Annotated in this window: 20 protein-coding genes; 13 read left to right on the forward strand and 7 right to left on the reverse strand. The window is 32.8% G+C overall.

Going from position 1 to position 23,528, the window contains the following annotated elements:
• Positions 1–39 precede the first annotated feature (39 nt).
• The 4 genes from V7P73_RS06000 to V7P73_RS06015 are packed head-to-tail and all read right to left on the reverse strand — an operon-like array spanning position 40 to position 5,273.
• Complete coding sequence (locus tag V7P73_RS06000) at positions 40–1,104, reverse strand: hypothetical protein (RefSeq protein ID WP_333852018.1); 1,065 nt, start codon at positions 1,102–1,104, stop codon at positions 40–42.
• Positions 1,105–1,114: 10 nt separating this feature from the next.
• A complete protein-coding gene (locus V7P73_RS06005) occupies positions 1,115–3,562 on the reverse strand; it encodes a D-Ala-D-Ala carboxypeptidase family metallohydrolase (RefSeq protein ID WP_333852019.1) in 2,448 nt (815 codons plus the stop codon).
• Between the two features lie 3 nt (positions 3,563–3,565).
• The gene (locus V7P73_RS06010; RefSeq protein ID WP_333852020.1) at positions 3,566–4,246 is read right to left on the reverse strand and encodes a DUF4280 domain-containing protein; all 681 of its coding nucleotides are present in this window, start codon (positions 4,244–4,246) and stop codon (positions 3,566–3,568) included.
• Positions 4,239–5,273, reverse strand: coding sequence for a hypothetical protein (locus V7P73_RS06015; RefSeq protein WP_333852021.1), 1,035 nt, complete (start codon positions 5,271–5,273; stop codon positions 4,239–4,241). Before V7P73_RS06015 ends, V7P73_RS06010 begins: the two co-directional genes overlap by 8 nt.
• A gap of 408 nt (positions 5,274–5,681) precedes the next feature.
• Between V7P73_RS06015 and V7P73_RS06020 the strand changes: the two genes are divergently transcribed.
• The 13 genes from V7P73_RS06020 to V7P73_RS06080 all read left to right on the forward strand — a co-directional run bounded on the left by V7P73_RS06020 (position 5,682) and on the right by V7P73_RS06080 (position 21,390).
• Positions 5,682–8,165, forward strand: a complete 2,484-nt coding sequence (locus V7P73_RS06020) for an ATP-dependent Clp protease ATP-binding subunit (protein ID WP_333852022.1) — start codon at positions 5,682–5,684, stop codon at positions 8,163–8,165.
• A gap of 23 nt (positions 8,166–8,188) precedes the next feature.
• Positions 8,189–9,025, forward strand: a complete 837-nt coding sequence (locus tag V7P73_RS06025) for a lytic transglycosylase domain-containing protein (RefSeq protein WP_333852023.1) — start codon at positions 8,189–8,191, stop codon at positions 9,023–9,025.
• Positions 9,026–9,040: 15 nt separating this feature from the next.
• The gene (locus V7P73_RS06030) at positions 9,041–9,481 is read left to right on the forward strand and encodes a GPW/gp25 family protein (protein ID WP_333852024.1); all 441 of its coding nucleotides are present in this window, start codon (positions 9,041–9,043) and stop codon (positions 9,479–9,481) included.
• An 11-nt stretch (positions 9,482–9,492) separates the two neighbouring features.
• Positions 9,493–11,370 carry a type VI secretion system baseplate subunit TssF gene (locus V7P73_RS06035; RefSeq protein ID WP_333852025.1) on the forward strand — a complete coding sequence of 626 codons (1,878 nt, stop codon included), beginning with the start codon at positions 9,493–9,495 and terminating at the stop codon, positions 11,368–11,370.
• A gap of 9 nt (positions 11,371–11,379) precedes the next feature.
• Positions 11,380–12,327 (forward strand): hypothetical protein, encoded by a 948-nt coding sequence (locus V7P73_RS06040; protein WP_333852026.1) that lies wholly within the window; start codon positions 11,380–11,382, stop codon positions 12,325–12,327.
• A 33-nt stretch (positions 12,328–12,360) separates the two neighbouring features.
• Positions 12,361–13,278, forward strand: a complete 918-nt coding sequence (locus V7P73_RS06045) for a TssN family type VI secretion system protein (protein WP_333852027.1) — start codon at positions 12,361–12,363, stop codon at positions 13,276–13,278.
• Positions 13,275–14,420 (forward strand): hypothetical protein, encoded by a 1,146-nt coding sequence (locus tag V7P73_RS06050; RefSeq protein WP_333852028.1) that lies wholly within the window; start codon positions 13,275–13,277, stop codon positions 14,418–14,420. The genes V7P73_RS06045 and V7P73_RS06050 overlap by 4 nt, the downstream gene beginning before the upstream one ends.
• A 185-nt stretch (positions 14,421–14,605) precedes the next feature.
• Positions 14,606–15,574, forward strand: a complete 969-nt coding sequence (locus tag V7P73_RS06055) for a hypothetical protein (RefSeq protein WP_333852029.1) — start codon at positions 14,606–14,608, stop codon at positions 15,572–15,574.
• Between the two features lie 40 nt (positions 15,575–15,614).
• Complete coding sequence (locus V7P73_RS06060) at positions 15,615–16,082, forward strand: DUF4280 domain-containing protein (protein ID WP_333852030.1); 468 nt, start codon at positions 15,615–15,617, stop codon at positions 16,080–16,082.
• Between the two features lie 11 nt (positions 16,083–16,093).
• Positions 16,094–19,168: a hypothetical protein gene (locus V7P73_RS06065; protein WP_333852031.1), complete on the forward strand. Its 3,075-nt coding sequence runs from the start codon at positions 16,094–16,096 to the stop codon at positions 19,166–19,168.
• On the forward strand, positions 19,153–20,175 hold the full coding sequence (locus V7P73_RS06070) for a hypothetical protein (RefSeq protein WP_333852032.1): 1,023 nt from the start codon (positions 19,153–19,155) through the stop codon (positions 20,173–20,175). The genes V7P73_RS06065 and V7P73_RS06070 overlap by 16 nt, the downstream gene beginning before the upstream one ends.
• A gap of 97 nt (positions 20,176–20,272) precedes the next feature.
• Entirely contained in the window at positions 20,273–20,701 is a 429-nt protein-coding gene (locus tag V7P73_RS06075) for a hypothetical protein (RefSeq protein ID WP_333852033.1), read from the forward strand.
• A 74-nt stretch (positions 20,702–20,775) separates the two neighbouring features.
• Positions 20,776–21,390 carry a hypothetical protein gene (locus V7P73_RS06080; protein WP_333852034.1) on the forward strand — a complete coding sequence of 205 codons (615 nt, stop codon included), beginning with the start codon at positions 20,776–20,778 and terminating at the stop codon, positions 21,388–21,390.
• Between the two features lie 182 nt (positions 21,391–21,572).
• On the opposite strand, the gene V7P73_RS06085 is transcribed toward V7P73_RS06080, so the two are convergent.
• The 3 genes from V7P73_RS06085 to V7P73_RS06095 form a co-directional block, all read right to left on the reverse strand.
• The gene (locus tag V7P73_RS06085) at positions 21,573–22,136 is read right to left on the reverse strand and encodes a hypothetical protein (protein WP_333852035.1); all 564 of its coding nucleotides are present in this window, start codon (positions 22,134–22,136) and stop codon (positions 21,573–21,575) included.
• 233 nt (positions 22,137–22,369) lie between these two features.
• Positions 22,370–22,831 (reverse strand): hypothetical protein, encoded by a 462-nt coding sequence (locus V7P73_RS06090; RefSeq protein WP_333852036.1) that lies wholly within the window; start codon positions 22,829–22,831, stop codon positions 22,370–22,372.
• A 257-nt stretch (positions 22,832–23,088) separates the two neighbouring features.
• Positions 23,089–23,520 (reverse strand): hypothetical protein, encoded by a 432-nt coding sequence (locus V7P73_RS06095; RefSeq protein ID WP_333852037.1) that lies wholly within the window; start codon positions 23,518–23,520, stop codon positions 23,089–23,091.
• Between the last annotated feature and the right edge of the window lie 8 nt (positions 23,521–23,528).

Raw genomic sequence — 23,528 nt, forward strand, 5'->3', positions numbered from 1 at the left:
CGATTTCTTTACTTCTTAAAAATATTTTTAAACATTTAATTATTCCTTTTTCAAAACCTGCCAATCTTGATTTAGGAAACGTTTGCTTTTAATGTAATAAACTCCATTTTCTTGTCTGAGATAAAAATCGTTTATATCGTTTTCATCACATTTTCCTGTTGCTTTCAGAACTCCATTTTCTTCGATGAGATAATAATCTCCTTCACACCAATAATCCTGAGTTTGGTCTGCGCCTATGCTTAAAATAGCGGATTCGTTTGATGTTACTGAAATTGAATACAAAAGATCAATTTCTTTTTGGTTATAATTACTGATAGCTTTGGTGGTTATCTTATATTCGCCTTTCCAATCTTGGATTTTGTTTTTTTTAACTGATGATTCTGTCGTTTTTTTTCCAGATTTAATATCAGAGATTAAAATTTTAGCATACAAAATAGCTCCAGAATTATTCTTTCTGATCTTAAAAATTATATTATCATTGCCATCCCAAAAAACATTATCGGTTAAATAATTTTCTGACCATAGTGTGGTGAAATGGATTAGCTTTTTATTCTTAATATCAAAAACAGAAACTTGAGAAGAAAGCCCATCAATATCTTTAAAGTTGAGTGCGTAATTTTTACTTTTAGAAAAAAATGGAGTAGAGCTAATAGTTACGTATTGATAATCTTGATTACTCAAAAGCAATGTTTTTTCACCTTCGTAAAGATTCAAGTTAATGATATGACTAGCAATCACTTCAGAAAAACCTAGATAAGAATAATTAACAAACGTATCAGAATCTTTACTCTCAGAAGGAACAAATTTTACATCTCCATAAGCTGTTTGTAATACGTTGTTCTTAAAAATAGATTGTTTTGAATCCAAACTGTTTTTATAATCTAGAGAATCTTTCAAATATTCTTCTTTAGAAATTGGATTCAAATATTTATCAAATTCATATTGATCTTTGCCAACAAATAATTCTGTTTTTTCCAGATCATCAATTTTCTCTTTATTGTAATCAAAAATATAGTCCTTTTTTATTGTATTTTGGCGACTATCAGATTCTTTTTTACAAGATGAGATACAAAATATAAAAAGTAGTACGATCAGATTTTTCATAGATTATTTTTTAAATTGCTAAGTCAAAAGTTATATATTTTGTTTTTCCATTCACTCTTGTAGCTCTTGTATTGGTCTTTTTATTTCCCAACGGTTTGTAACCAACGTGTACCCAATCTGGTTCATTTTTGCTACCATACTCCCAGATTATTTGGTGGTAAGTCAGATTTTCTTTTACATATTTGAAGATTTGTTTATTAGTAATACCATTGGTTCCTTGGATATCCAATGCTTGACCAAAGCGATGTTGTGATGTACTGGAACCTCCTACTTTTTTATTGACAGCCTCACTTCTGAAAACACTTGTAAGTCTAACATTTCCATTGAATTTATCATAAATTTTATCATAAATATTGATGCCAAGTTGTTTTAGGTTTTCTTTTTCTGCAGCGCTTGGTGTATTGTCTAAACCATTTTTCTTAGCTGTATCACTCTTTACTGCTTGTGCTAAGCTTAGATGAACACTTAACATCCCTTCTTTTGGAGCTTCTGGGGTTTTTGCAACAGGAGCAACCTTAGTGGCCGAACATTTGAATTCTTTTGGTTTGTTGTTTTCTCCTTCTTTGACACTGTTGTGATAACGTTCTAATATTTCGGATCTTTGAATTTTTTTATCATTTTTATTATCTCCAGTACTCTTTGTATCCACACTTGCATTTTGTCTATATTCTTCTGTACCGCTTTCATATAAAACAAAATCATCAGCTTTTCCAACACCTTTGGGTGCAAAAACATGTAAATAAATATCTTCTGGACTTTTTATTTTGGCTTTACTGTCTGCAAAATATTTTTTAACATAGTCGAGTTGATTAACTTCGCCCATCTTTGCTAACTTCAATTTCAATTCGTGCAGTTTATCAAAACCAGTTCCGGATTTGAATTCTCCTATTGCTTGTAAAGCCGCTTGGGTAAATTGAATTAAACCTACAGCTCTAGAACTTTTCGAAATTATTTTTCCATTTTTGTCTTTTTTGTACAACCAAAAATCATCTTTAGTGATTGAATTAACATCTTGTAAAGACTTACCCATGATTTGGTGTGCCTTAAAAGATCCTGCAGTTTCTACATTCATTACAGCCATTAAGCCGTTTGCCATTTGCATTTTTTTCTCTTCTCCCCAGAGTTCCAAACATATTTGCACCACTTTTTTTCTGAATTCGCAACTTACTGCTCCTCCCCAAACCAAATTTTTGTATTGCTCTTGACAGATGCATTTACCTTTAGTGTCTTGCTTATTGTTTTTATCAACAACAGAAGGACTCTTCAATTTTTCAACTTCCATCAATCCGTCAGAATCCACTCCGAATTTTTTAGATTCTCCAGAAATTTCTAAAGGAATCACTTCTATAAAGTAATTCTGTTTTTCGTTGTCAGAATCTCCCCAAACTCCGGAAGTTCCTTTTGAAAATATATCATCGGTTAACGTGAATCCTCCTGTAACAACTGAGTCATAATCTACACGTATTTTTGCACTTCTGTAAACTTCGTCATGAGAAATGCTGTCATATTCCCAGACAACATATTGGATATGTTTACCTTTTAAGTTTTGGGAATCAACTCTTACACGGATTTTGTCTCCAATCTTAACTTTGGTCAGCTTTTTTTTATTAGCATCTACAAAATAAGCATCGATGATTTTTCCTTTCGTATCTGGTTGTTTCGGTGTTTTACTTGCAGGTGTTGCGGGAAACTTGGCTGTATTTTCTTTTGGTTTAGGCTTGTAATCAGGATTAGCAACATTCACGTTGACCTGACTTGCTTTTTCGCCTTTTCCAAGATGTGTTGCCGTGACGTAATATTCGTGATTAGCACCTTCATCTTTGTCGCCTTTCATCAGATATTTGTTAGCAATTTGGCGCATTATTTTTTCATCAGCACTCAATGATATTTTAGCTTCAGCAATTCCTTTTTCATTAACTATCGCTTTATAAACTCTCGGTATTTTATTATTTTTATTAATCTCAGCATTATGACCTTCGCCAGGTGCATCGTCTTCCCAAAGCTGGAATTCAATTTCTTGCCCGAATAAGCCTGTGCAGAAAGCCTGAGCTATCAATGTATCTCTGTAATTGGCTTTGTTTACATCTTTTTTTCCACGGTTGAAGAGAACAACTTTATCTATTTGTCCAATTTTACTTGCAGTAGGTCTTACTTGCAGTTTTCCATATAATGTTTTTGTGGATTGAGTACTTGGTGGCAAAGCTTGTTTAACTTCAAAAATTCGGATTTCAAATAAATCACCAGCTACAGGTTCGAAAAATGTATAATCGACTTTATTTCCTGTTTTAGGAATTCCGTTTTTTGTGATGTCAATCCAATTCCCGTTTTTCTGTTTTTTGAAAAGATACCATTCGTATTTGCTACCTGGATTAAAAAAGGTTAGTGAACTGAAAATACTAATCTCATAGAAATTAGTTTCACCGACTTTTGGATTTTGATTACCGATAATTGCTGCCATAGATTATTTGTAATAAAGTTGATCCGACTGGTTGATTTCCTCTTTGAACTCTTCAAAATCCATCATTGGATTGTAAGTCTGTTGCTCTGCAGAATTGGCATTATTCACGTTACTTTTTCCAGCTTCAGCTTGTTGACCGTGCTTCATAATGGTGATTTTTCCGCCAACCGAACAAAGCAATTCGGAGAGTTCCGTAACACATTTTTTGTCTAAAATCTTTACTTTGTCGTATGTTTTAGTCCATTTTCCAGATGGAGAAAAAGCACAAGGATTTCCATTTTTTATACTACAAGTTCCAAAAGGCATAGCTGCAGGATTAAACATCAGATCATCTTCCGTAACAGCCAAATAATCTGATTGCCCTTCTTGATCATTCCAATAATGTTTTTTATGGCTTGTGACTTTTAATTGGGGGAATTTTGCACCTTTATCACAACAAGCCATACCTTTTTGAACTACGAAATATTTTCCGTCGTGTTCACTAGAATTGCTTTCGCTTTGTTTTTCATCTTCTTTTTTCTCCTCATTTTCATAGGTAGTTTCAGAACCTTTATTTGCTTGACTTTCCTCATCCATTGTATCTTGACCCTCATCAACTTCTGAAAATTCATCATTGTTTAAAAGGTTAGACTCATCTAAATCGGAATTTAGATTTTTATCGAAAATATCAGAATTTTTATCCATTTTGTGTGAGCTTTAGGGTTTGTTTTCTGAAAATCTCTTGATCCTTCTTAAATGTTAGCGAAGCTTCCGCCTCAAGCATTTTCTTAGTTTTTTTATCAGTGTTATAAAGCAATTCTATTTCCCCGTCTACCAATTCATCCCGTTGATCTTCAAAGGATTGTCCTCGTAATATCTCCTGAAGACTAAATAAATCTTTTATCTTTCCTTTCAATTGAGTTTCTACAATTTCAGTGCCTTCGTGATTGTACTTCGCAGACATTGAGCATTTTAAGAATATTGAGTTTGGTAAAAAATAAAATTGCTCTGTCCAATTACTTGTTTTATGAAACCAATCCATTTTTGGAAATAACAATTGGTATAATAAGGATGATGACAATAATTTGAATACATAATCCTGCTTTTCTAAGTTCTCACAAAATCTATTGAGATAAGCTTTATAAACATCTCCAATGAAAAATTCTTCTAAATCCTTTCGCTTTTCATCAAATTTTTTCTTGAGCGTTTCAAATTCATAAAAACCGGATATTCTTCCTTGTACAGGAACTGTGAAAGAAATAGGAGAGATGCTTTCCATACAAGCCAAAGAAATTGAACTCATTTTATCATCAGGAGTGGAACCGTTTTTTAGAAAATCATAAGTTATGATATCTACAATTTCAAAAGGATGATTATTATCTTTTTTATCTCTAAATCTAATATCAACTTTATATTCTATTTCAAAACTTTTCTGAATTAGTCCTGAAAAAGATTCTTTTATAGAATAAGTATTAGCATAAAAATATCGGGTAATACTTGAAGGCGGCAACTCTTTTTCGAGTTCTGTTTTTAATTGTGATGGACTTTTATACTGTTTAGGAATAATGATTTGTCTTATTCCAACAAGATTATTAAACCATAGTCGATCCATTTTATCACAATGGCTGTTATGAAAATCCTTCAGCTCATCACTAGTCATCCCGATTTTGTCCCCGATTTTCTCTAAGGTATCGCCGGATTGTATGTCATAAAGCAAAATGTTGTCATCCATAACTTTAGATTTTGCAAAACAAATTTCAATTTTAAATTTAGCTAATCATATTCCATTATTTCTGCTTCTTCGATTTATTTCAAAAATTGTAGTAATTCTACGATTATGAATTTTTAGTAAAGCAGATATTTTTCTAATGTTTATAATGGTTTACAACAATCACAGTATCAAAAAATAAATTATATGATTAATAATTATTGAATTGTTATTGTTTGATTAAAATAACATTATGTTTTGAATACTTCTTATTAATATTGAATTAATGTTGTAAATTTTAACATTATGGCACTATTCTTACTGCGAATTAATAAATCTGATTTTTTACTTTTTAACTGAAAATTAAAATCAGTTTTCCATTTATAGTCTTGCAATAATTAATAATTATTAAAATACAAAATATAAATCCTTATGAGTGTATTAGTAACTAACGAGACGATTAAAGAAGTTTTCCATATTGCCGAATCTGTGGCAAGAGAAAATTACAACAGTGAATATGGAGCTTCACATCTATTACAGGCACTTTTGCACAATAATTTTGGTTTAAAAGATTTCCTTTTAAATATCGAAAAAGATCCAGGTTATATCTACGAATGGGCTGAAGTCCGTATAGAAGAGCTTCCGAAAACAGCTCATCTTCCTGATGATATTTCAAAAGATGAAAAAGTTAATATCATTCTTGAGGAAGCGGATGATATTAGATTAAAACTAGGATTAGACGAGGTTTCTCCACTTTGTTTGCTGGCTGCAATCTCAAAACCGAATGTTGCTTACAACGTTCAGGAACTCAAATCTTTTCCACTTCGCGAACACGAGATTCTCAATTTTTTCCGAGGCGAGGACAAAAAAGTCAGCCTTCAGGAAAATCATTTGACGGGAAATTCTATTCCAAATAAAAATTCATTTCCAGCTATAAATAGTTATTGTATTGATAAAACTCAACAAGCTAATCAAGGTAAATTAGATAATATTATCGGTCGTGATAAAGAACTAAGAATGTTAATAGAAATTCTTTGTCGTCGCACAAAACCGAATGTCATTATTGTAGGTGAGCCTGGTGTTGGAAAAACAGCTTTGCTGGAAGGTTTCGTAATCGAAATCAATAACGGTAATGTTCCGGAAATGTTGAAAGAAGCGACTTTGCTGGAATTGGACACTGGATCATTATTAGCTGGAACTTCTTATAAAGGTGAAATCGAAGATCGATTAAAAAAGGTTATTAATGAATGTAAGAATATCAATAAAGCGATTCTGTTTATTGATGAAATTCATTCTCTTCTGGATAGCAAAGGAAGTGCTGGAAATGTTGCGAATCTTCTAAAGCCTGAATTGGCAAGAGGCGAAATAACCGTAATTGGCGCAACAACTCAGGAAGAATATAGAAAAATTATAGAACCTGAACGTGCTTTTGATAGAAGATTCGAAGTTCTGAATGTTGAAGAACCGGATGATGTGACTTGTGTTAAAATGATTGATGTTCTTCTGGATGGTTATAAAAATCATCATAAAGTGGAAGTTGACAAAAGCGCTTTGGCAGATTGTGTAACTCTTGCAAAGCGTTATTCTAAAGGGAAAAAACTTCCGGATTCTGCAATTGATTTGCTGGACAGAACAATGGCTTCCATCAAAATGTTGGATGAATTGTCTGAAACCGAATTGAAATCTTGGAAAGAAAACTATGATAAAATCATTGCTGAAAGTGATGAAACAGATCCGCTTTTAATTGACGAATTAATCTGGAATTACAATCTTCTTCAAAATAAACTGAGCCCGATTCTTTGGGGTTCACTTTCTGAGCAGCATACTTTGGAAACTTCGATGGATATTGCTCAGATTAAAAATATTATTAATTCAACATTCGAAGAATTAATTCAATTAGCTTCCATTAAAAGAGAAAAAGTAGGGAAGTTGGAATTGGCTGCGGTAATGGCTGCAAAAACTGGAATTCCGATTGGAAAAATCCAAGCAAAAGAAAAAGAAAAACTCCTGAATATGGAGGAAATGCTTATCAAAAGAGTAGTAGGACAAGATCACGCTCTGAAAATTCTTGCTGATGCCATCGTAGAAAACCGAAGTGGACTTAATAAACCCGGACAACCAATTGGATCGTTTTTTTTATTAGGTCCAACGGGAACAGGAAAAACTGAATTAGCTAAATCTATTGCCGAATTACTTTTCAATGATGAATCCGCAATGATCAGATTTGATATGTCGGAATTTAAAGAAGAACATTCTGCAGCGTTATTATACGGTGCGCCTCCTGGTTATGTAGGTTACGAAGAAGGTGGAATGCTGGTGAATAAAATCAGACAAAATCCTTATTCAGTTGTTCTTTTTGATGAGATTGAAAAAGCGCATACTTCAGTCTTCGATGTTTTTCTTCAGATTATGGATGAGGGAAAAATTCACGATAAATTAGGAAAAGAAGGGGATTTTAGTAATTCTTTAGTCTTATTTACTTCTAATATCGGAAGTGAACAAATTGTAGAATATTTTGAGAAAAATGAAATTCCAACTTCCAAGAATTTGATGAAAATAATGACGGATTCTGGAAGATTCAGGCCTGAGTTTTTGGCTAGAATTACGGAGATTATTCCGTTTGCGCCGATTAATGAAAATATGGCTGAGAAGATTTTCAGTATTCAGTTGAAGTCTTTGAGAAAAGCCTTAACACGATTGGGAATTGATTTTAATATTAATGATGAAGCCATCAAAAATCTTGCTTTGAATGGATTCAGTAGCAAATATGGCGCGCGTCAAATCTCTGGTGTGATTAGAGCACAATTGGCAAGACCAATTTCCAAAAAAATTGTGAGAGAAGAAGTTAAAGCAGGAGAAACAATCAATGTAAGCTGGAATAATGAAAAGGAAGATTTGGATTGGGTAATTTCATAAAATAATCATTCAAAATCTTAAGAATGAAATATTTAGTTTTATTTTTTATCATTTTAAATTCAACATATTCCGCACAGGGTTTGACGGCTTCTGATACTTCGGAGCAAAGTGTGCGTCGCTATCAAAGTGTCATCAAAAGCAATAAACAATTGGTGGATTTCATAGAATATACTTTTGTCAAAAAAGGTATTCCCAGACATCTGAAAAATCTTGCTGTGATAGAATCTGGTTTGGATCATACACAAGTTTCTCACGCTGGTGCAAAGGGTTTGTGGCAGTTTATGTCCGGTCACGCCAATGATTATGGTTTGACGGATGACAACAGAACTGATATGTACAAAAGCACCAAAACAGCTGCGATTTCGTTACAAAATCTATACAGAAAATACGGAAATTGGGTAACGGTTGTGGCAGCTTACAATTGTGGCGAAGGCAATATTCAAAAGGCAATGAACAAAGCTGGTTCCAGAGTTTATACAGATTTTGCGCCTTATCTTCCATCGGAAACTCAAAATCACGTCAAAAAATACCTCAATGCTGGTTATGCAACTGGAGAATTGGAACAGATTCTAAACGATTACAGAAACTTTGCCACAAGCAAAAAAGCATTAGCACCTTTTAATTCTAAGTATTCGAATTCTCAAGCTAACCTAGCTGAAACTAAGTTAAATGGCGCTTTTGATATTGACGAAATTGCTGAATGGCTGGATATCAACAAAGAAGAGATTCTTGCTTGGAATCCTAAATTAGAAGAAGAATTGAATGAAAAAGGAGAAAGTAATTTTTATTTACCTAAAGATCTTATGGTTAATTTCTTGATGAATAAAAATGAAATTCTGAACAATTCTTTGAAGAATTAATTAAAAACTAAACCAATGGAAAGTCAGAATTACAAAATTCCCTTCAATCCGTCTAGTATGATGATCAGTAATGGTCAAATCGAAACGTGTGATATTGCAGAAAGTATCGCTCAGAATATTATGCTCTTGATTATTACTAAAAAAGGGGAGAACAGATACGATGAAAACTACGGAAACGAAGTCTGGAATGTGGAATTTGATAATGGCGTAACGCCTGCAATGTGGGAAAATATATTTGTGACAAGCTTACAAAAACAAATTGCAGATTACGAGCCGAGAATTGTTAATGCTGTTGTTCAGGCGCATATCAATTATGTTGAACACAGTTACGAAACAAGAGGTTTTAGTGAAGTGAAGAAGAAAGTAAAAGTAGGAATCAATGCGAAAATGGAAGCTACAGGCGAGCGTTTTAATTTTTCTACCGAATTGTTTCTAAGTCCAATGTCCATCGATTAAAATATAGAAGTATGAGTTTTGACCAACAACAGACTTTTTCTAAAGAAGTCATAAAAGCGAGAATGCTTCAGAATGCGACTAAACTTTGGGGTTTGAAAAGTATTCAATCTTTGGATCCGTTTGTGAAACTGCTGATTGACGCATTCAGTACAGAAGTTTTTAAAGCTAATAACGAAATCCAAAGCATTAATGGAAGGATTTTGGAACGATTGGCAAAATTGCTGACGCCAACCAATTATACGCATCCAACGCCATCTCACGCCATCGCTTTTTGTATGCCGGAAGAAGACACGGAAATCCTGATGGAACATTCTGAGTTCTTTTTCAAAAAACATCTGAATTCTTTTCGTAAAACCCAATCTGATAAACAGGTAGAAATTCCTTTTACGCCGGTTGATAATATCGATTTGTTAAAGGCTCAAAATATTCTGATGGTTGCCGGGAATACAATTTATCAAATTGATGAACAACTTAATAAAATTCCGATTAAGAGAATTTCACAAGATGTTTCGGATTATCGAAATATAATGATTGGAATTGATCTTAGTCATTATGAATCCGAAGTTTTTCCGGAAAAATTCAATCTTTATTGTTCCAATCCAACTTATGAAAAAGTAGATTTCATTTATAGGCTTTTGCCACATATCAAGGTTTTTCATAATAATATTCCGTTGCAGGTTTCTGCTGGAATTAATTATAATAAAACGATTGAAGAAGAAGGTTATGAAGGGATTTTCGAGGAGCAATCGATTCGACATAAGATTAAAGAAGATGTCAAAAATCTTTACAATCATAAATTCATTGAGATCAGCGGTCTTTATCAATCTCTTTTGAAAAGAATTACGCCAGGATTGCCTGAAAATATTGAAGATGGAAGTTCGGTTCTGGATCCGTTCAGAAGTAAAAAAATTCTTTGGCTTAAAATGGAATTTCCACCGCAATTCACTTCCGAGATTCTTGAGAATTTTTCATTTGTTATGAATGCTTTTCCTGTTTATAATCGTGGTTGGAAAAAGACGGAATATAATCTGGATATTATGGGAAATAACATCCCGATGGAAACTAGCGAAGAAGAATTTTTCCTGTATGTGGAAGAAGTTGTGGATGGTCTTGGAAAGAGATATTCAGAGATTCCATTCACACCAAATGACGAGATTGAGAAAGGTCTTTTCACAGTTAGAAAAGGTGGAATGGAGCGTTTTACCAGCCGTAATGCAACAGATCTTATGTCTCACGTGATGGAATTGTTGAGAGATGAGGTTGCGGCTTTCGCTATAGTCAACAGAGATAAAGTGAAAGATGTTTTGAGCGAAATTTCTGATAAGATGAAAGGTCTGATGAAAAAAGTAGATCAGGCAAATAAAGAACTGAAGGAAGATGTGAATTACGTCATCATCGAACCTTTAGAAAATTCTTCTCATACTTACGCTTCGTTTTGGGTTTCTCATGCTTCGTTGGCAAACAGTATTCGTCCAGGAACTGATCTTAATTCTCAGAAAAAACTTCAAGTTATTACATTAATTACCGAAACTACGGGCGGAGCAGAAGAGAAAAAACAGTCTGATACGATTCTGGCTTACAAATATGCATTGACGACCCGAGATAAAATAATCTCTGCAGAAGATGTGAAAAATTACTGTAAAATGATGTTGAATAGTGAACTGAAAAATGTTACAGTTAAGCGCGGAACAATGATTAGCGATAAACCAAGAGAAGGTTTTATCAGAACTGTTGATGTAGAAATCACGCCTTTGAATTACTCTTTTTATGGAAGAAAATATTGGGATAATCTGGCGAATGTCCTTAAAAATAATATCAAAGCAAAAGCAATCGATGGCGTAGAATATCGAGTGATGATCGTGGAAGAAGCGATGCATTTGGAAATTTAAAACTAACTAATGATGAACGAAACTCAACATATTTCTGAATTGAAGTACAATAAGCTTGGCACCGATTTTAAAATAGAATCGGTTGCTGCTAATTTGCTGAAATATTACAACGACAGCTCAAGTATTTTCATCAGAAGAATTGGGATTAACGATCGTCCTTATCTCAAGGATATCAAGAATATTTATTCCACGTATTATGGTCTGGATAATGAGACGATCATTATGGAAACTTACCGCGAGAGTATCTACGATTATCTTCCGGAAGGTTTGTTTCATCCGCCATCTTTGGGAACTGCTTCTAACAGGGGTGTAGAAAGCGTTGTGAAGGAAATAAGAAGGCAGAAAGAAGTAGAGGAGAATGCTAGAAATTTTTTCCAGCCTTTTGAGCAAGAGTTTTTCTATACAGAAGTTTCTGCGCTTTTGAAGGAAACAGAATTTGATATTGCGGATAAATCGGATACGTTGATTCAGACTTTTACGGAGCTTTGGCCGCTTTTGAAACAAGTGGATTTGGAAACAGCGAAAGTCTTTTTCTATATCCTTCCTTTTTTACACGAGGTTAGAGGAAATAAACGCTGGATTGAAAGGTTTCTGACCGCTTTTCTGAATGTGAAAGTAGCAATTGATTTTGTCCCAAATGTCATTAATAATAACGAAGATGAATTAGGAATTTCATCTTTAGGAAATGCAAAATTAGGAATTACTTTGATCCCGAACGGGAAACATATGGATGGTGAAAGAAATTGGCAGATCACAGTTGGTTCAATTCCGTATGATCAGATTCATAAATATGTTCCAGGAACGCCTTTTAGAGAGTTGTTGCAAAATATCTATGACTATTTTGTTCCAATTAATGTAAAAATCGAAGAGAAATTCATCACTGAAAAAAGAGATGATTCATTTATTATAAATGCAATGGAAAACACCAATCGATTGGGATTTTCAACGTATATTTAATAAAATTAAAATTATAAAAAACAAATAACAAATATGGAAGTAGGATCTGTTAAAGAGATTTTTTTAAGATATCTTCTGATGCCAATTATTGCGGGGATTATGGTCTTCATTCTTGCAATGATTCGCAAAAGTCAACCTGCAATTAAAATCAAACATATCATTTTTTATGTTTTGCTTGCGGCATTATGTCTCTCTTTACCTGGTTTTTTGGGATTTTCGGGGAATCTTTTTAATCCTTATTGGTATCTTTTTTCACAAGTGATTTACTTGGGATTGGGAATTTTTCACGTCAACTTGTTGCATCATTATTTTAGAAAACATATTGATAAACTTTGGAAAAGTATTCTGTTTGAAAGTATCCTGAGTATTACCTGTATTCTTTTTGGAGGCTATCTTTTTACATTGATTTTCAAATGGATGAGCAAAGATCTCGGTAATGAATATATGGCAGCAACCAGTCTTTTGATTTTCATTGTTCCGCTGGTTTTCTATTATTGTTATGTTCAATTTGTCAGCATTCCTTTTGATATTTACAAAACCTGGAGATTCGATCCAGATCAGAAACCTCACAACTTTCAAGGTGTTGATTTTGATAAATTAATGGTTCTAAATGTAGAGTTAAGCAAAAACTCAGAAGATCAGCAGAGATTCATTGTGAAAGCTAAAACACTTCCTACGGGAATTACTTTTGGCGATTGGTTTTATCGTGTAGTTGATGATTATAACTTTAAAAATCCGACGACGACTATCAAATTGATGGATGGAAATGATGAACCTTTTTACTGGATTTTTTATATCAAAAAATCATTTTTCAGCTTCAGAAAATACATTGATTTTGAACAAGATATTTTAACTAATAAAATTACCGAAAACCAAACGATAATCTGCAAAAGAGTGATTAGACATCAGGAAGAAGGTAATATCGCAAACCAAATAACGACAACATTATGATACAGCCAATTAAACATTATGCCGTAAACTGGGTAGATGGAATGAAGATTTCTAAAGATCATCTTGTACAGCAGGAAGATTTTATCATCGATTCTATCAGAGATTCTAATTCACTTCAGGTCAATTCTTATAATTTTGGATTGCTTCCGATTTCTGAGAAGTTTGGAGACAAAACTATTTACGAGCTTCAAAGCACAGCGACGAATGACGCACAGTTGATTATCAAAAAATGTACGGCTGTAACACTCGCTGGTTATAGAATTGAGTTATTTGATTATAAAGTCAATATCAGAAATCTGGCAAAAAATATGTCGCAGGAGCAGGAAGATGTGGACGGCGAATATTATATTCTGGCTTCGGTTAACCCTTTTGATCACATCTCTTTTGGTGATATTGATGCAGAGGAAATTCCGCCAAGACATCCTTTTACAAAACCCAATTACAGAATAGAATTGGTAGATGTTTCGATTTTGAATAGCAGTTATTCGGGAGGAAATTATCTTGTGCTTGGAAAAGTGGCGATGAAGTCGGGAATGGCTCAGATTGACGCCCATTTTATTCCGCCTTGCAACTCAATAGAAAGTCATCCGAGATTGATAGAATATTATAACAGTTATTCTAATTCCTTGAGTAATCTTCGTCAATATGCTTTTAAAATTATCCAGAAAACAGCACACAAAAATCAGAATGTGACGTTGGCAAAGAATGTTAAAATGCTTTGTAAAACGATTATTGCGAATATTGGAGAGAATTATTTCCAATTCAAAAATATCGTGACAGAACAGCCTCCGATTTTCTTGATTAATATTTTCTCAAAACTGGCGCTTCAGCTTTATAATGACACGCAGATGATTGTGCAGTCTGAATTGGAAGAAATGCTGAATTACAGCTTAGAATGGAGCGAAATCACACCACATTCTTTACTGAATCAACTCACAGTTTCTGCAGAAATCAATTACGATCATCATAACACAGGCGAATATTTTTACAATATCAATCAGATGTTGAAAAGTTTGGAATCGATTTTTGGAAAACTGAGCGAGCTGGATTACATCGGTCAGAGAAAAGAAAATATCATCGTGAACGAACAAGAAGTGAAATCTAATGACGATCCGAAAAAAGGTTGGAGTGTTATTAATTAATAGATTTTAATTCGAAAATTCAATTTGAAAATGATTTATCCCAAGGAAAAAATCTTTGGGTTTTTTATTAAAAATAGAAATCGAGAATCGCAGAATTACTACACTTTTCAAAATAATGGTAAGCATCGGTTATCAATCAGAATATGTTTTTTAATTTTAATAATCGCAAGCAATTGCGTTAAGGAATGGTTTTGGAAGATAGTTATATTAAATTAAAAATCAATGGATTATTAAATTTGGAAGCTTTGTCAAAAGAATACCAAATTCCTAAAGAAGAGATTATCAAATTTCATAATCAACATTGCAAGATAGGAGAGATTTTGCCTTTATACTTACCGAAATATGTTCCTTTTCTATATCTGCCAAAAAAGAATTATGAGAACAGAAATTCGGAATTTGTCAAGAGTAATGCGTTGCAATATCCTATTGTCGTAAGTCAAAAAAAGTATGGTGTTATTATAAAATATCTTCACAGTAATACTCAAATTCATTTTGAGGTTGATATTAAAAGAAATGGACATTTGGTTGAAATTAATAAAGGAAAAAATTATATCAACAATGCTGAAGTCGAAAACATCATTGAAAAGTTATTTGAAAAGGCAGAGCAAGCAATTTATCCTTTAAAAATAAGTGTTGACAAAAAAGGAAGCTTTTCTAAAATTGAAAACGAAAAGGAAATTAAAGAAAGATGGGAGGAAGAATATTTCCCAAAATTGAAGGAATATTATGTTGGAGAAACAGCAGAAGAGATTTTAAAAAAAATGGATCTAACCTTTAGAAATCTTAAGTCAAAACAGATTTATTTTTCTCAAAGTGTTTTTTATAAAGTTTTTTTTCTTCCGGTTTACCAATCCTATTCTGATTATAGTAAAAGCGGAAGTGTTGATTTTTATTTTGCTAATATACAAAGCAATAAATGTTTTGATTTAAAATATACTTTAGATAAAAAATATACAAGAGGAAATAAAATTGCTTTACGAATTTCGGGAAATGAAGCAGATGATGAATGGGTTAAGAAGGCAGAAAAAGGAAATGTGAATTGGTTATATAAATTCCAAAAAGATACACACGATTTATTTTCTATAACAGGTTCGGTTTCCACTTTTGACATAGGTAAAGAACTAAAGATTGAAGTACAGATATTTGAAATTTAATATTTTGAATTAATTAGATTAAGTATCAAAAAACAATATTATGAGTGAGAAACATCTGGTTTGCCAAGGCGCACTTTGTCGATGCAATTTCGGGACAGCTCCTGATAAATTGAAAGTCTTAACCCAAAGCAAACGCTACATCAATGATAAAGGTGGCGGTCAAAAACTGATGGCTACCAACAAAGATATCAGCAAAACTTTTGAGAAAAATATGTTTGGGAATTGTTCCAAACTTAATAATAATCCTTGTCAAGTTACGGTCACACAATGGAGTGGCTTTTACGAAAAAATTACCCTCGAAGAAAATAGTGGCAAAGCCTTATTGGAAAGTAGTAAAGCAACTTGTCCTATCGGAAGTACAGATTGTATCACGATTATCAACCACGGACAAACGGCTGAAGCTACGCAACAAAATGTGAAAAATGCTGATAAAGAGGTTTTGATGGAATTGTTTCCATTTACAAGCGTTGGGCAATATATCAGGAAAACAGATCAATTAGAACTTTAAAATCAGTAAAAATGGAACAGAAGACTTTGACTGCAGTTGTTTTAAAACCTGAGAATGCTGATTTTGATGAACAGTATCGCGCCCTTACAACTCAGGAAGGCCAAGGATTTACTATTGGAATTAAGGAATATATTGAGGGTAAGAAAGAGATAGATGATAAAATTGTAAACCTTGAGAATGAAAAACGAAATATAGATATTGAGTTACAAAATGAAGAAAAAAGGTTGTATGAACAAGCTCAGCAGAGATTCAAAGAAGGAGGGAAATGGATAGAAGCTGAAACCCATAATGGTGAAAGAGTAAGTCACGCTCAGGTAAGTCTGGACGAAAATGTAAGACTTGCAAGGAATAGAGCAGAAAGGCTTAAAAGAGCAAAAGACGGTCAGTTGGATGCTTTAAAAAATGAATTGAAGGAGTTTGATAAAGGTTATGCATCTGTTGCTTGGGCATGGACTCTTGCACATACCAGAAGTAGTAAACCCAATGGTAGAAATGAAAAAATTGATATTGGAACTAAGGAAGTCAGCTTAGTTCTGGGTAAGCACTTGTATGGTGGCGGTTTTGCTTGGATTGAGCCATTTTTTGATGGAGTATTGCCAACCGGTAGTACAAAAAGTGGCTTATATATCCATACTGCTGGCAATTCTATGCAAATAATAACGGCAGAATGGTATGGTTTTGACAAAGATCAAAATCCTGTGAAAATTGATAAGCCAGTTGCGCCAGGTTCTAAAGTTCAGTTACATATTTATACTAAAAGTATGTATGGCCACAATATCAGAGTTGAACTGAAATCCAATGGCAAAGCGCTCAAAGCTAATACATACGGCGATGTTATTCAGGTTTATGGAAAAAAAGGTCCAAATCAACCTGCAACAAAATACGAAATAACGGATTCTAAAGATTTATTTCTGACAGAGGTAGAAATTCACGATTATTCTGATCCGAAAAGTGTTCAACCTCCTTCTGGGATGCAGACTGGAACTATGGTAGGTATTGATGGCGATGAACCTTCTATCCCAAATGTTCAAAAAGCATTGCTAAATTTATATATCGATCCAGCTTGGTGCGCTGTTCAACAAGCACAAATTCTTATTAAACCAACTATTCATTTTAGCAATCAAAAACAAGATTTGGATGTTGGATTAATGGTAAATTGCAGGGCTGCAGTAGATGTCAAAATTCCTGATACAGGAAACATGCCGGTATTTGTAGATAATATTGAAACTAATATTCAATCTTTTCATCCTTGTGGATATAGTAAATTTGAAATTAATGATGGATCACGTACTGTTGATTTATTAGGAGAAAAATCTCTACCTCCACTAAATCTTTTTGAATTAGTTGCCGGATCAGAAAGTAATACACAGGATATTACGATTGATCTTGATACAAATACTACAGAATGCTCTTTTGATGGTACTGAAAATGATCATGAAAAGCATGCTTTATCTCTAATTGATTATCCTGAAAAGGAGGTTGAGAATGATGCTAAAAAAGAAGAAGAGAGCAGTCTTTCCAGAGAACATAAGGTTAAAGTTCAAATAGGAGATAAGACTAATGTAAGCCATGAACAGCTTGTTGCTTTTAGCGGAAAGCTTGAAAAATATACAGCAGATGGTGATGATAAGCAACTAAAGTTTAAAGCCCGTTATATCTATAATTATGCGCCTATTAATTTGGCAGGATATCCTGTACACCCTATTTTCAGGTATTTTTGGTTGGGTAATGGAGTGCCTACAAATACTTACACTGTAAAAACAAACACTTGCCGATATCAACAAAATGTTGCAATCAAAACTTATCCCGATGTTGCTTGGAGTTTAAAATTATCTTACACCAACACGACTGTTGAGAGAGAGCTTTGGAGCAATCAAAGATATGCTAATACAAGAGCTGCAAGATTCCAGAGGGAACCTCAAAAATGGATTGCTGCCGGAGATGGAAAAAGTATTGGTATTTCTTTGGGTGCAAAATGGGACAAAGACAATAAGTTTGATGCCACAGCAGATATTACAAAACAAATTAGAGCGTTTACGGATAAATTGGGTGCCATTGGTAGATTTGTTAATTCGGTTTTTTTAGGTCAGGAAAACAGAACAAATAGTAGTGATAGACAGCCAAGTGCAGACGACAGAGAAGCGCTTGAAAATGTTGCAAGGCAAAGAGAACAAACAGAGCAAAGAGAAAATAGGGAACTAGCCCAAACAAGAAGGCATATGGATGATGCCAGAAGACGACTTGATAATGCCACAACTGATAGTCAAAAACGAAGTGCAAGGAGAGATATTGAAAATCTTCAGCGTAAAATGGATAGTCAATCTGCGGAATTTAAAAGAGGAGGAATTACAAGATCTGTCGCTTCTATTAGCATCCAATGGCCACAAATAGAAGCTCAGTTTGAATGGAGTTTGGAAAATATAGACCAAGTTGGTCCGTATCACAATCAAGTAGGTGTTGTTTTGCAAGGTGTTTTGGAGCTTACTCCGTTGATTGGAATTACAGCGACATTAGACTTTTTAGCATTAGCTCAGCGTGCGCATCCTGTAGCATTGGCGGTTATTGCTGCTGCAGATATTACAATGGCAATTATGGGTGATGGCAGTAAGATTACTTGTGAACTTTCTGCCACTGGTACTTTCGGTGGGAAAATTCAAGGTTTTCTTAATACCAAAACACGCGAAAATAGTTTTAATAAAGATGATCGAAACGCAAATGATAAACAAGTTGCAGAGCTGAAATGTGATTTGGAATTTAAACTCAAAATTGCAATCGATTTGGCGATTTCTACCAGAAAATTATTCGTCAAAGTGACTGTGTCTGGGGAATTCGGGGCAGATGCTACTGCAAAATGGACTGGTAAAGCTCCAATTGATGCAGATGATTTTGGATGGTATTTAGCTCCAGAAATGACTTTTGAAGGATTAGAAGTTAAAGGTTATGCTAATATTAGTGCTAAGGCCGAAACTGGAGGTGGAACACCTATGGGCTCTGTCGAAAGTAATAACGAATTTACTTGGCAAGCCATAGATGCTTGGAAAGAGCCAAAAAAGTGGGATAAAATGTATTTATGCAAATCAGAATAAAAAGTAAAATGTACAAGTATTTAATTTTAATTATCAGTTTAATAAGCCTACAAAGTTGTGCTCAAAATAATAAAGCTATGGATGAAAAAGTAAACGAATTATGGGGTAATCTTTATAAAGATGTCAAGTATAAAGAAGCAAAAATAAATTATCACGCTTCGGTTTTCATAGGTGGCTGTAATTATGAATTATTAATTAATGACTTTCCTGTAGATCGTTATTTTGGTGAAGGTAATGGTGCTGCAAGTGGAAGTGTTCCCATAAATACAGCAATTTTGAATAAAGGAGAACAAACCTGGAAATTACGCATTTACCCTGTTCACGATAGTAAAGAGGTGGATGGTAAGGTAACTATGGTGCAAAGACCTTTTCTACAACCTGGGGCTAGAGTAGAACTATCTATAGAAGGTATTAGATATAAAGATAATGGAGATATAGAAAATAGATTTGGAAAAGTAGTTGATTTTGAAGCACCTCTTAAAAAAGATGATAAAAATGGGCAAAATATTTTGGCTGATGCAGGAAAACCTTATGTAGAATATACAGGTACATTTCAGGCTGATGTTCCATATGATTTAAAGGGTTGGAAAGATGGAGAAGATTTGTCTAAAATGGATTCAAAAAAGCTTGAACAACAAGTTCTGAGTCAATTTAAAAATTTTGGCGGATGGATTCAAAATGGAAATTTAGATAAAATAGCAGAAAGTAAATTAAATGCTGAAAAAGAAGAAGCCCAAGCTTTATTTTTTGATAAAACTTTAAATGATCAGTATGTAAAAGATTTTATAACTTCTTGGGGCAGAAAAAACTTGAAAGTAGAACCGATTGAAAATTACTCTTTGCAATTCTATGGAGATGGTAAAGTAGTATCTTTGGTTAGTAATGCTTATAAAAAATCACCTCTTTGGGCTAGTTTCAAGAATGAAAATCAAGAAGCTAATTACACGATTTATAGTCTGTATTTTTACATTCCGAAAGGTAAAACTGATTTAGAAGTAATTAGATAAATGAAGAATTTTAGTAGATTTTTGTTGTTAGTTTAGGTTTCCTAATGTTGTTTTATAATTAAATTAACAAAAATTCTTGATTAAAACTTATCATAAGATGACAACAAAAACTTTAGTATTTGGTTTCCTTTTAATTCTCAGTTCTTGTTCAAAATTTAATGCTCAAAAAAATCCGGATTATATCTGCAAAGATTGTGGCAGTTTTGATTTATCTAAGATGACCTTTTATGAGAATATCTCAGATCTAACATCCAAAACAGAAGTCTGGAAAACTGCTATTGTAAATGATAATAATGAAGAGAAACAAGTTGAAGCGCTTCAAAAATCAGACGTTGTCAAATTCTATAAATTCTATTTTTCCAACCAGCAAGATTTGATATTAGGGAAAAACACATTCAATTATAATAATCAGTTTTTGTTTAAATATACTGTTGCGCCACTAATGGAAGGTAAACAGGATGGTGAAGGTGCTTTTAATTACCTTTTTTACCTACCAAAAAATAAAACACAATTAGAAGTTTTTTAAAATATATCTATGACAAAAGAAAAAATATCGGAGAAAGAAATCCCGTTAATACTTAAAAAATTCAATAAAAGTTTGTGGCTGTCTTTGCTTGTATTTCCTTTTATCCTGATTGTTGTCGGTTTGCCAGTTTATTTTTTATTTATTTCGGTTTTTTATTATTTAGAAAAGAAGCTTATGGTGATTTACTTACAATTTATGTTGCTGTAGTAATAGGTTTAGTTATTATTAATTTTTTGTACGGGAAACTCGTCATCAATCGTAAAATTAGAAATAGAAATATTGACAGGATTAATGAAAATTTCATCGTTAAAAAGAAAGATCATTATACCTATACTTCTGATACAGCTTCTAATAGTGATTATTTCCGACTCTACTTAATTGATGAAAAAAATGATCTAAAAGGTATTTATATTTCCAAAGAGGATTACCAAAATATCTCAGTTGGTCAATCTCTTAACTTAACCTATTATGAACTTCTTGATATTCCTGTAGAAGGATTATATAATAATCAAAAATTATATTTTTTTAGATTTTTCGTCATAGAAAGATGGAAAAGATTAAAAAAAACTGATTTCTTTTTAACTTACACACTTTATGGGATAGTGTCTTCGTTGATTGTTTTGGAAAATTCAGTTTCCTTAAAAGTTTCAAATTTGTTATCAAGGGTATTCATAGTTTTTATATTTTGAGATTGACAAGAAAATATTAGTATAAAGCAATTTATAAAAAGCAATTTTTTCAGAATACCTATTTTACATTGTTATTAGCAATTACCCATTGCCATTTCCAGAGATTGTAGCGGGTCTGTGAAACACGATGAGAATAATCCATTATATTTTCTGTCTTAGCATATTCTTAAGTAGTGAAACATTTAGTTGTTAATGAATTTTTGCTCACGTCTTTCCAAAACTTTTCCTGTTGTGCCATCCAATCTTATAATTTCTTCTACGTCAGATTCTTTGAGCCACCTTATTTCCCAAACGCCTCCGGTTTTTTCTGCATCTTCATTTCTCTTAATAGTTGTGTGATATCCTGTACTTTGTAAAATAGAACCTTTATCAACCTGTATTGATTCTTTTTTGCAAAATTCTAAAACATCTTCGAAACTAAATTGATAATATCTGTCATAATCTGTTTCTTTTATAAAACTTCCCTTTTCATCAAACTCATACCATATTCCTTTCTTAAAAGAAAATGGATTTGTGTTAAAACCTAACCCCTTTTGTTTGATGTTCAAATTTGGATGATAAATTTTTGTAATTGTAAAAAAAGAGTTTTTAGGTGTTAAAAAAAATCTACTTTCTTGTAACCTTACCATTTCAAGATAAGAAGCATCTGGTAATGTTTCCTTAAGTATATATTGATTTTCTTTCTTTGAATTGTCAAATTTATTTAAGTCAAATTTTTCATATTTGTTATCAATTTGTGGAATCATATTTTTTGTGTTTTGGGACTGACAAGAATTCGAAATAAATAAAAGGATTATTAATATAATATTTTTCATTGTTGATATTTTCAAGTGATACTATTATTAGCTTTTTAGCCCCACAGTAAGTTTCTATAGAGTCAATTTCATAGCTTTTTTTTTCCAAAAAAATTAGATTGCAAATTTATGAACTTCGATTCCAAAAGTTAATTCGCTTAATGCCTTTACCTTAAATTCCCCCTTCACGAAAGTGGTTGCAATCTGGGTTTTCTTTCCGTCCGAGATTTGAAATATAGATAATGAGATTTTTTTGCATACTTATCGGCGATTTCTGTAATTGTAGTAAATGATGTTTTCCAAGTATTTTCAAAATCTACTGTTTTTATCAGTTTTCCAATTTTGTCAAACTCATATAATTTGCCATAATCTCCAGGAGATGTTTTGTTATATATCCTTTTGACTTTTATGTTGCCATCTGCATAAAATTCTTTGTAAACTTCAAACCATCCTTTCGAAGGCGTAATCCATTGATCATAGTACTCACCCAACAAGCCATACGTTTTTATTAACGTTCCGTTTTGTGAATTTTCATCCAGATTAACGGTAAATGCTGGGGGTTCTTTCGTTCCATATCTCGTCTTTGTTTTTAGTAGAGTTGAATTGTTTATGTTTAGTTTTTCAAAAGAAGAATCTATAATTTTCATATAAGTAGTATTATATGTTGTTTTTTTTTTTTGACCGTGGCATTGATAAAATATCAGCACAATTAAAGAAAGAAGCAACTTTTTCATTCTGCGAGCAAATTAAAATTTCGAAGCCTGATAAATGTGTCCAAAAAGGATGTTCATCAGGAATATTTTTTTACTTTAAAGAGAAATAATCAGATGATTAAACACAATTCTCATATTAACACAAACAATCCTGATAAATTTATTGTCAGGATTGTTTATTTTATGAGAAATTATTCTTTTTTCAAAACCTGCCAATTTTGGTTTAGAAAACGTTTGCTTTTGATGTAATAAACTCCATTTTCTTGTTTGAGATAAAAATCATTAATATCATCTTCATCACATTTTCCTGTTGCTTTTAGAATTCCATTTTCTTCAGTCAGATAATAATCACCTTCACACCAGTAATCTTGAACTTGATCTGCACCAATGCTTAAAATAGCGGATTCGTTTGTTGTTACTGAAATTGAGTACAAAAGATCAATTTCTTTTTGGTTATAATTACTGATACCTTTGGTGGTTATCTTATATTCGCCTTTCCAGTCCTGGGTTTTGTCTATATTTTGTGTGGGATTACTATGGGGAGTTTTTGAATCTTTTTTCTCCTTGCAAGCAAATGCAAACACAAGAGTAATAATCAGAGAATATTTATATGCTTTCTTCATTATTCAAG

The organism is Epilithonimonas sp. (assembly GCF_036780765.1).
In the GTDB taxonomy this organism is placed as follows: domain Bacteria; phylum Bacteroidota; class Bacteroidia; order Flavobacteriales; family Weeksellaceae; genus Epilithonimonas.

Coding starts and splice junctions, on each gene's coding strand:
- V7P73_RS06000 (WP_333852018.1), bottom strand. CDS start 1,104: ATGAAAAATCTGATCGTACTACTTTTTATATTTTGTATCTCATCTTGT.
- V7P73_RS06005 (WP_333852019.1), bottom strand. CDS start 3,562: ATGGCAGCAATTATCGGTAATCAAAATCCAAAAGTCGGTGAAACTAAT.
- V7P73_RS06010 (WP_333852020.1), bottom strand. CDS start 4,246: ATGGATAAAAATTCTGATATTTTCGATAAAAATCTAAATTCCGATTTA.
- V7P73_RS06015 (WP_333852021.1), bottom strand. CDS start 5,273: ATGGATGACAACATTTTGCTTTATGACATACAATCCGGCGATACCTTA.
- V7P73_RS06020 (WP_333852022.1), top strand. CDS start 5,682: ATGAGTGTATTAGTAACTAACGAGACGATTAAAGAAGTTTTCCATATT.
- V7P73_RS06025 (WP_333852023.1), top strand. CDS start 8,189: ATGAAATATTTAGTTTTATTTTTTATCATTTTAAATTCAACATATTCC.
- V7P73_RS06030 (WP_333852024.1), top strand. CDS start 9,041: ATGGAAAGTCAGAATTACAAAATTCCCTTCAATCCGTCTAGTATGATG.
- V7P73_RS06035 (WP_333852025.1), top strand. CDS start 9,493: ATGAGTTTTGACCAACAACAGACTTTTTCTAAAGAAGTCATAAAAGCG.
- V7P73_RS06040 (WP_333852026.1), top strand. CDS start 11,380: ATGATGAACGAAACTCAACATATTTCTGAATTGAAGTACAATAAGCTT.
- V7P73_RS06045 (WP_333852027.1), top strand. CDS start 12,361: ATGGAAGTAGGATCTGTTAAAGAGATTTTTTTAAGATATCTTCTGATG.
- V7P73_RS06050 (WP_333852028.1), top strand. CDS start 13,275: ATGATACAGCCAATTAAACATTATGCCGTAAACTGGGTAGATGGAATG.
- V7P73_RS06055 (WP_333852029.1), top strand. CDS start 14,606: ATGGTTTTGGAAGATAGTTATATTAAATTAAAAATCAATGGATTATTA.
- V7P73_RS06060 (WP_333852030.1), top strand. CDS start 15,615: ATGAGTGAGAAACATCTGGTTTGCCAAGGCGCACTTTGTCGATGCAAT.
- V7P73_RS06065 (WP_333852031.1), top strand. CDS start 16,094: ATGGAACAGAAGACTTTGACTGCAGTTGTTTTAAAACCTGAGAATGCT.
- V7P73_RS06070 (WP_333852032.1), top strand. CDS start 19,153: ATGCAAATCAGAATAAAAAGTAAAATGTACAAGTATTTAATTTTAATT.
- V7P73_RS06075 (WP_333852033.1), top strand. CDS start 20,273: ATGACAACAAAAACTTTAGTATTTGGTTTCCTTTTAATTCTCAGTTCT.
- V7P73_RS06085 (WP_333852035.1), bottom strand. CDS start 22,136: ATGATTCCACAAATTGATAACAAATATGAAAAATTTGACTTAAATAAA.
- V7P73_RS06090 (WP_333852036.1), bottom strand. CDS start 22,831: ATGAAAATTATAGATTCTTCTTTTGAAAAACTAAACATAAACAATTCA.
- V7P73_RS06095 (WP_333852037.1), bottom strand. CDS start 23,520: ATGAAGAAAGCATATAAATATTCTCTGATTATTACTCTTGTGTTTGCA.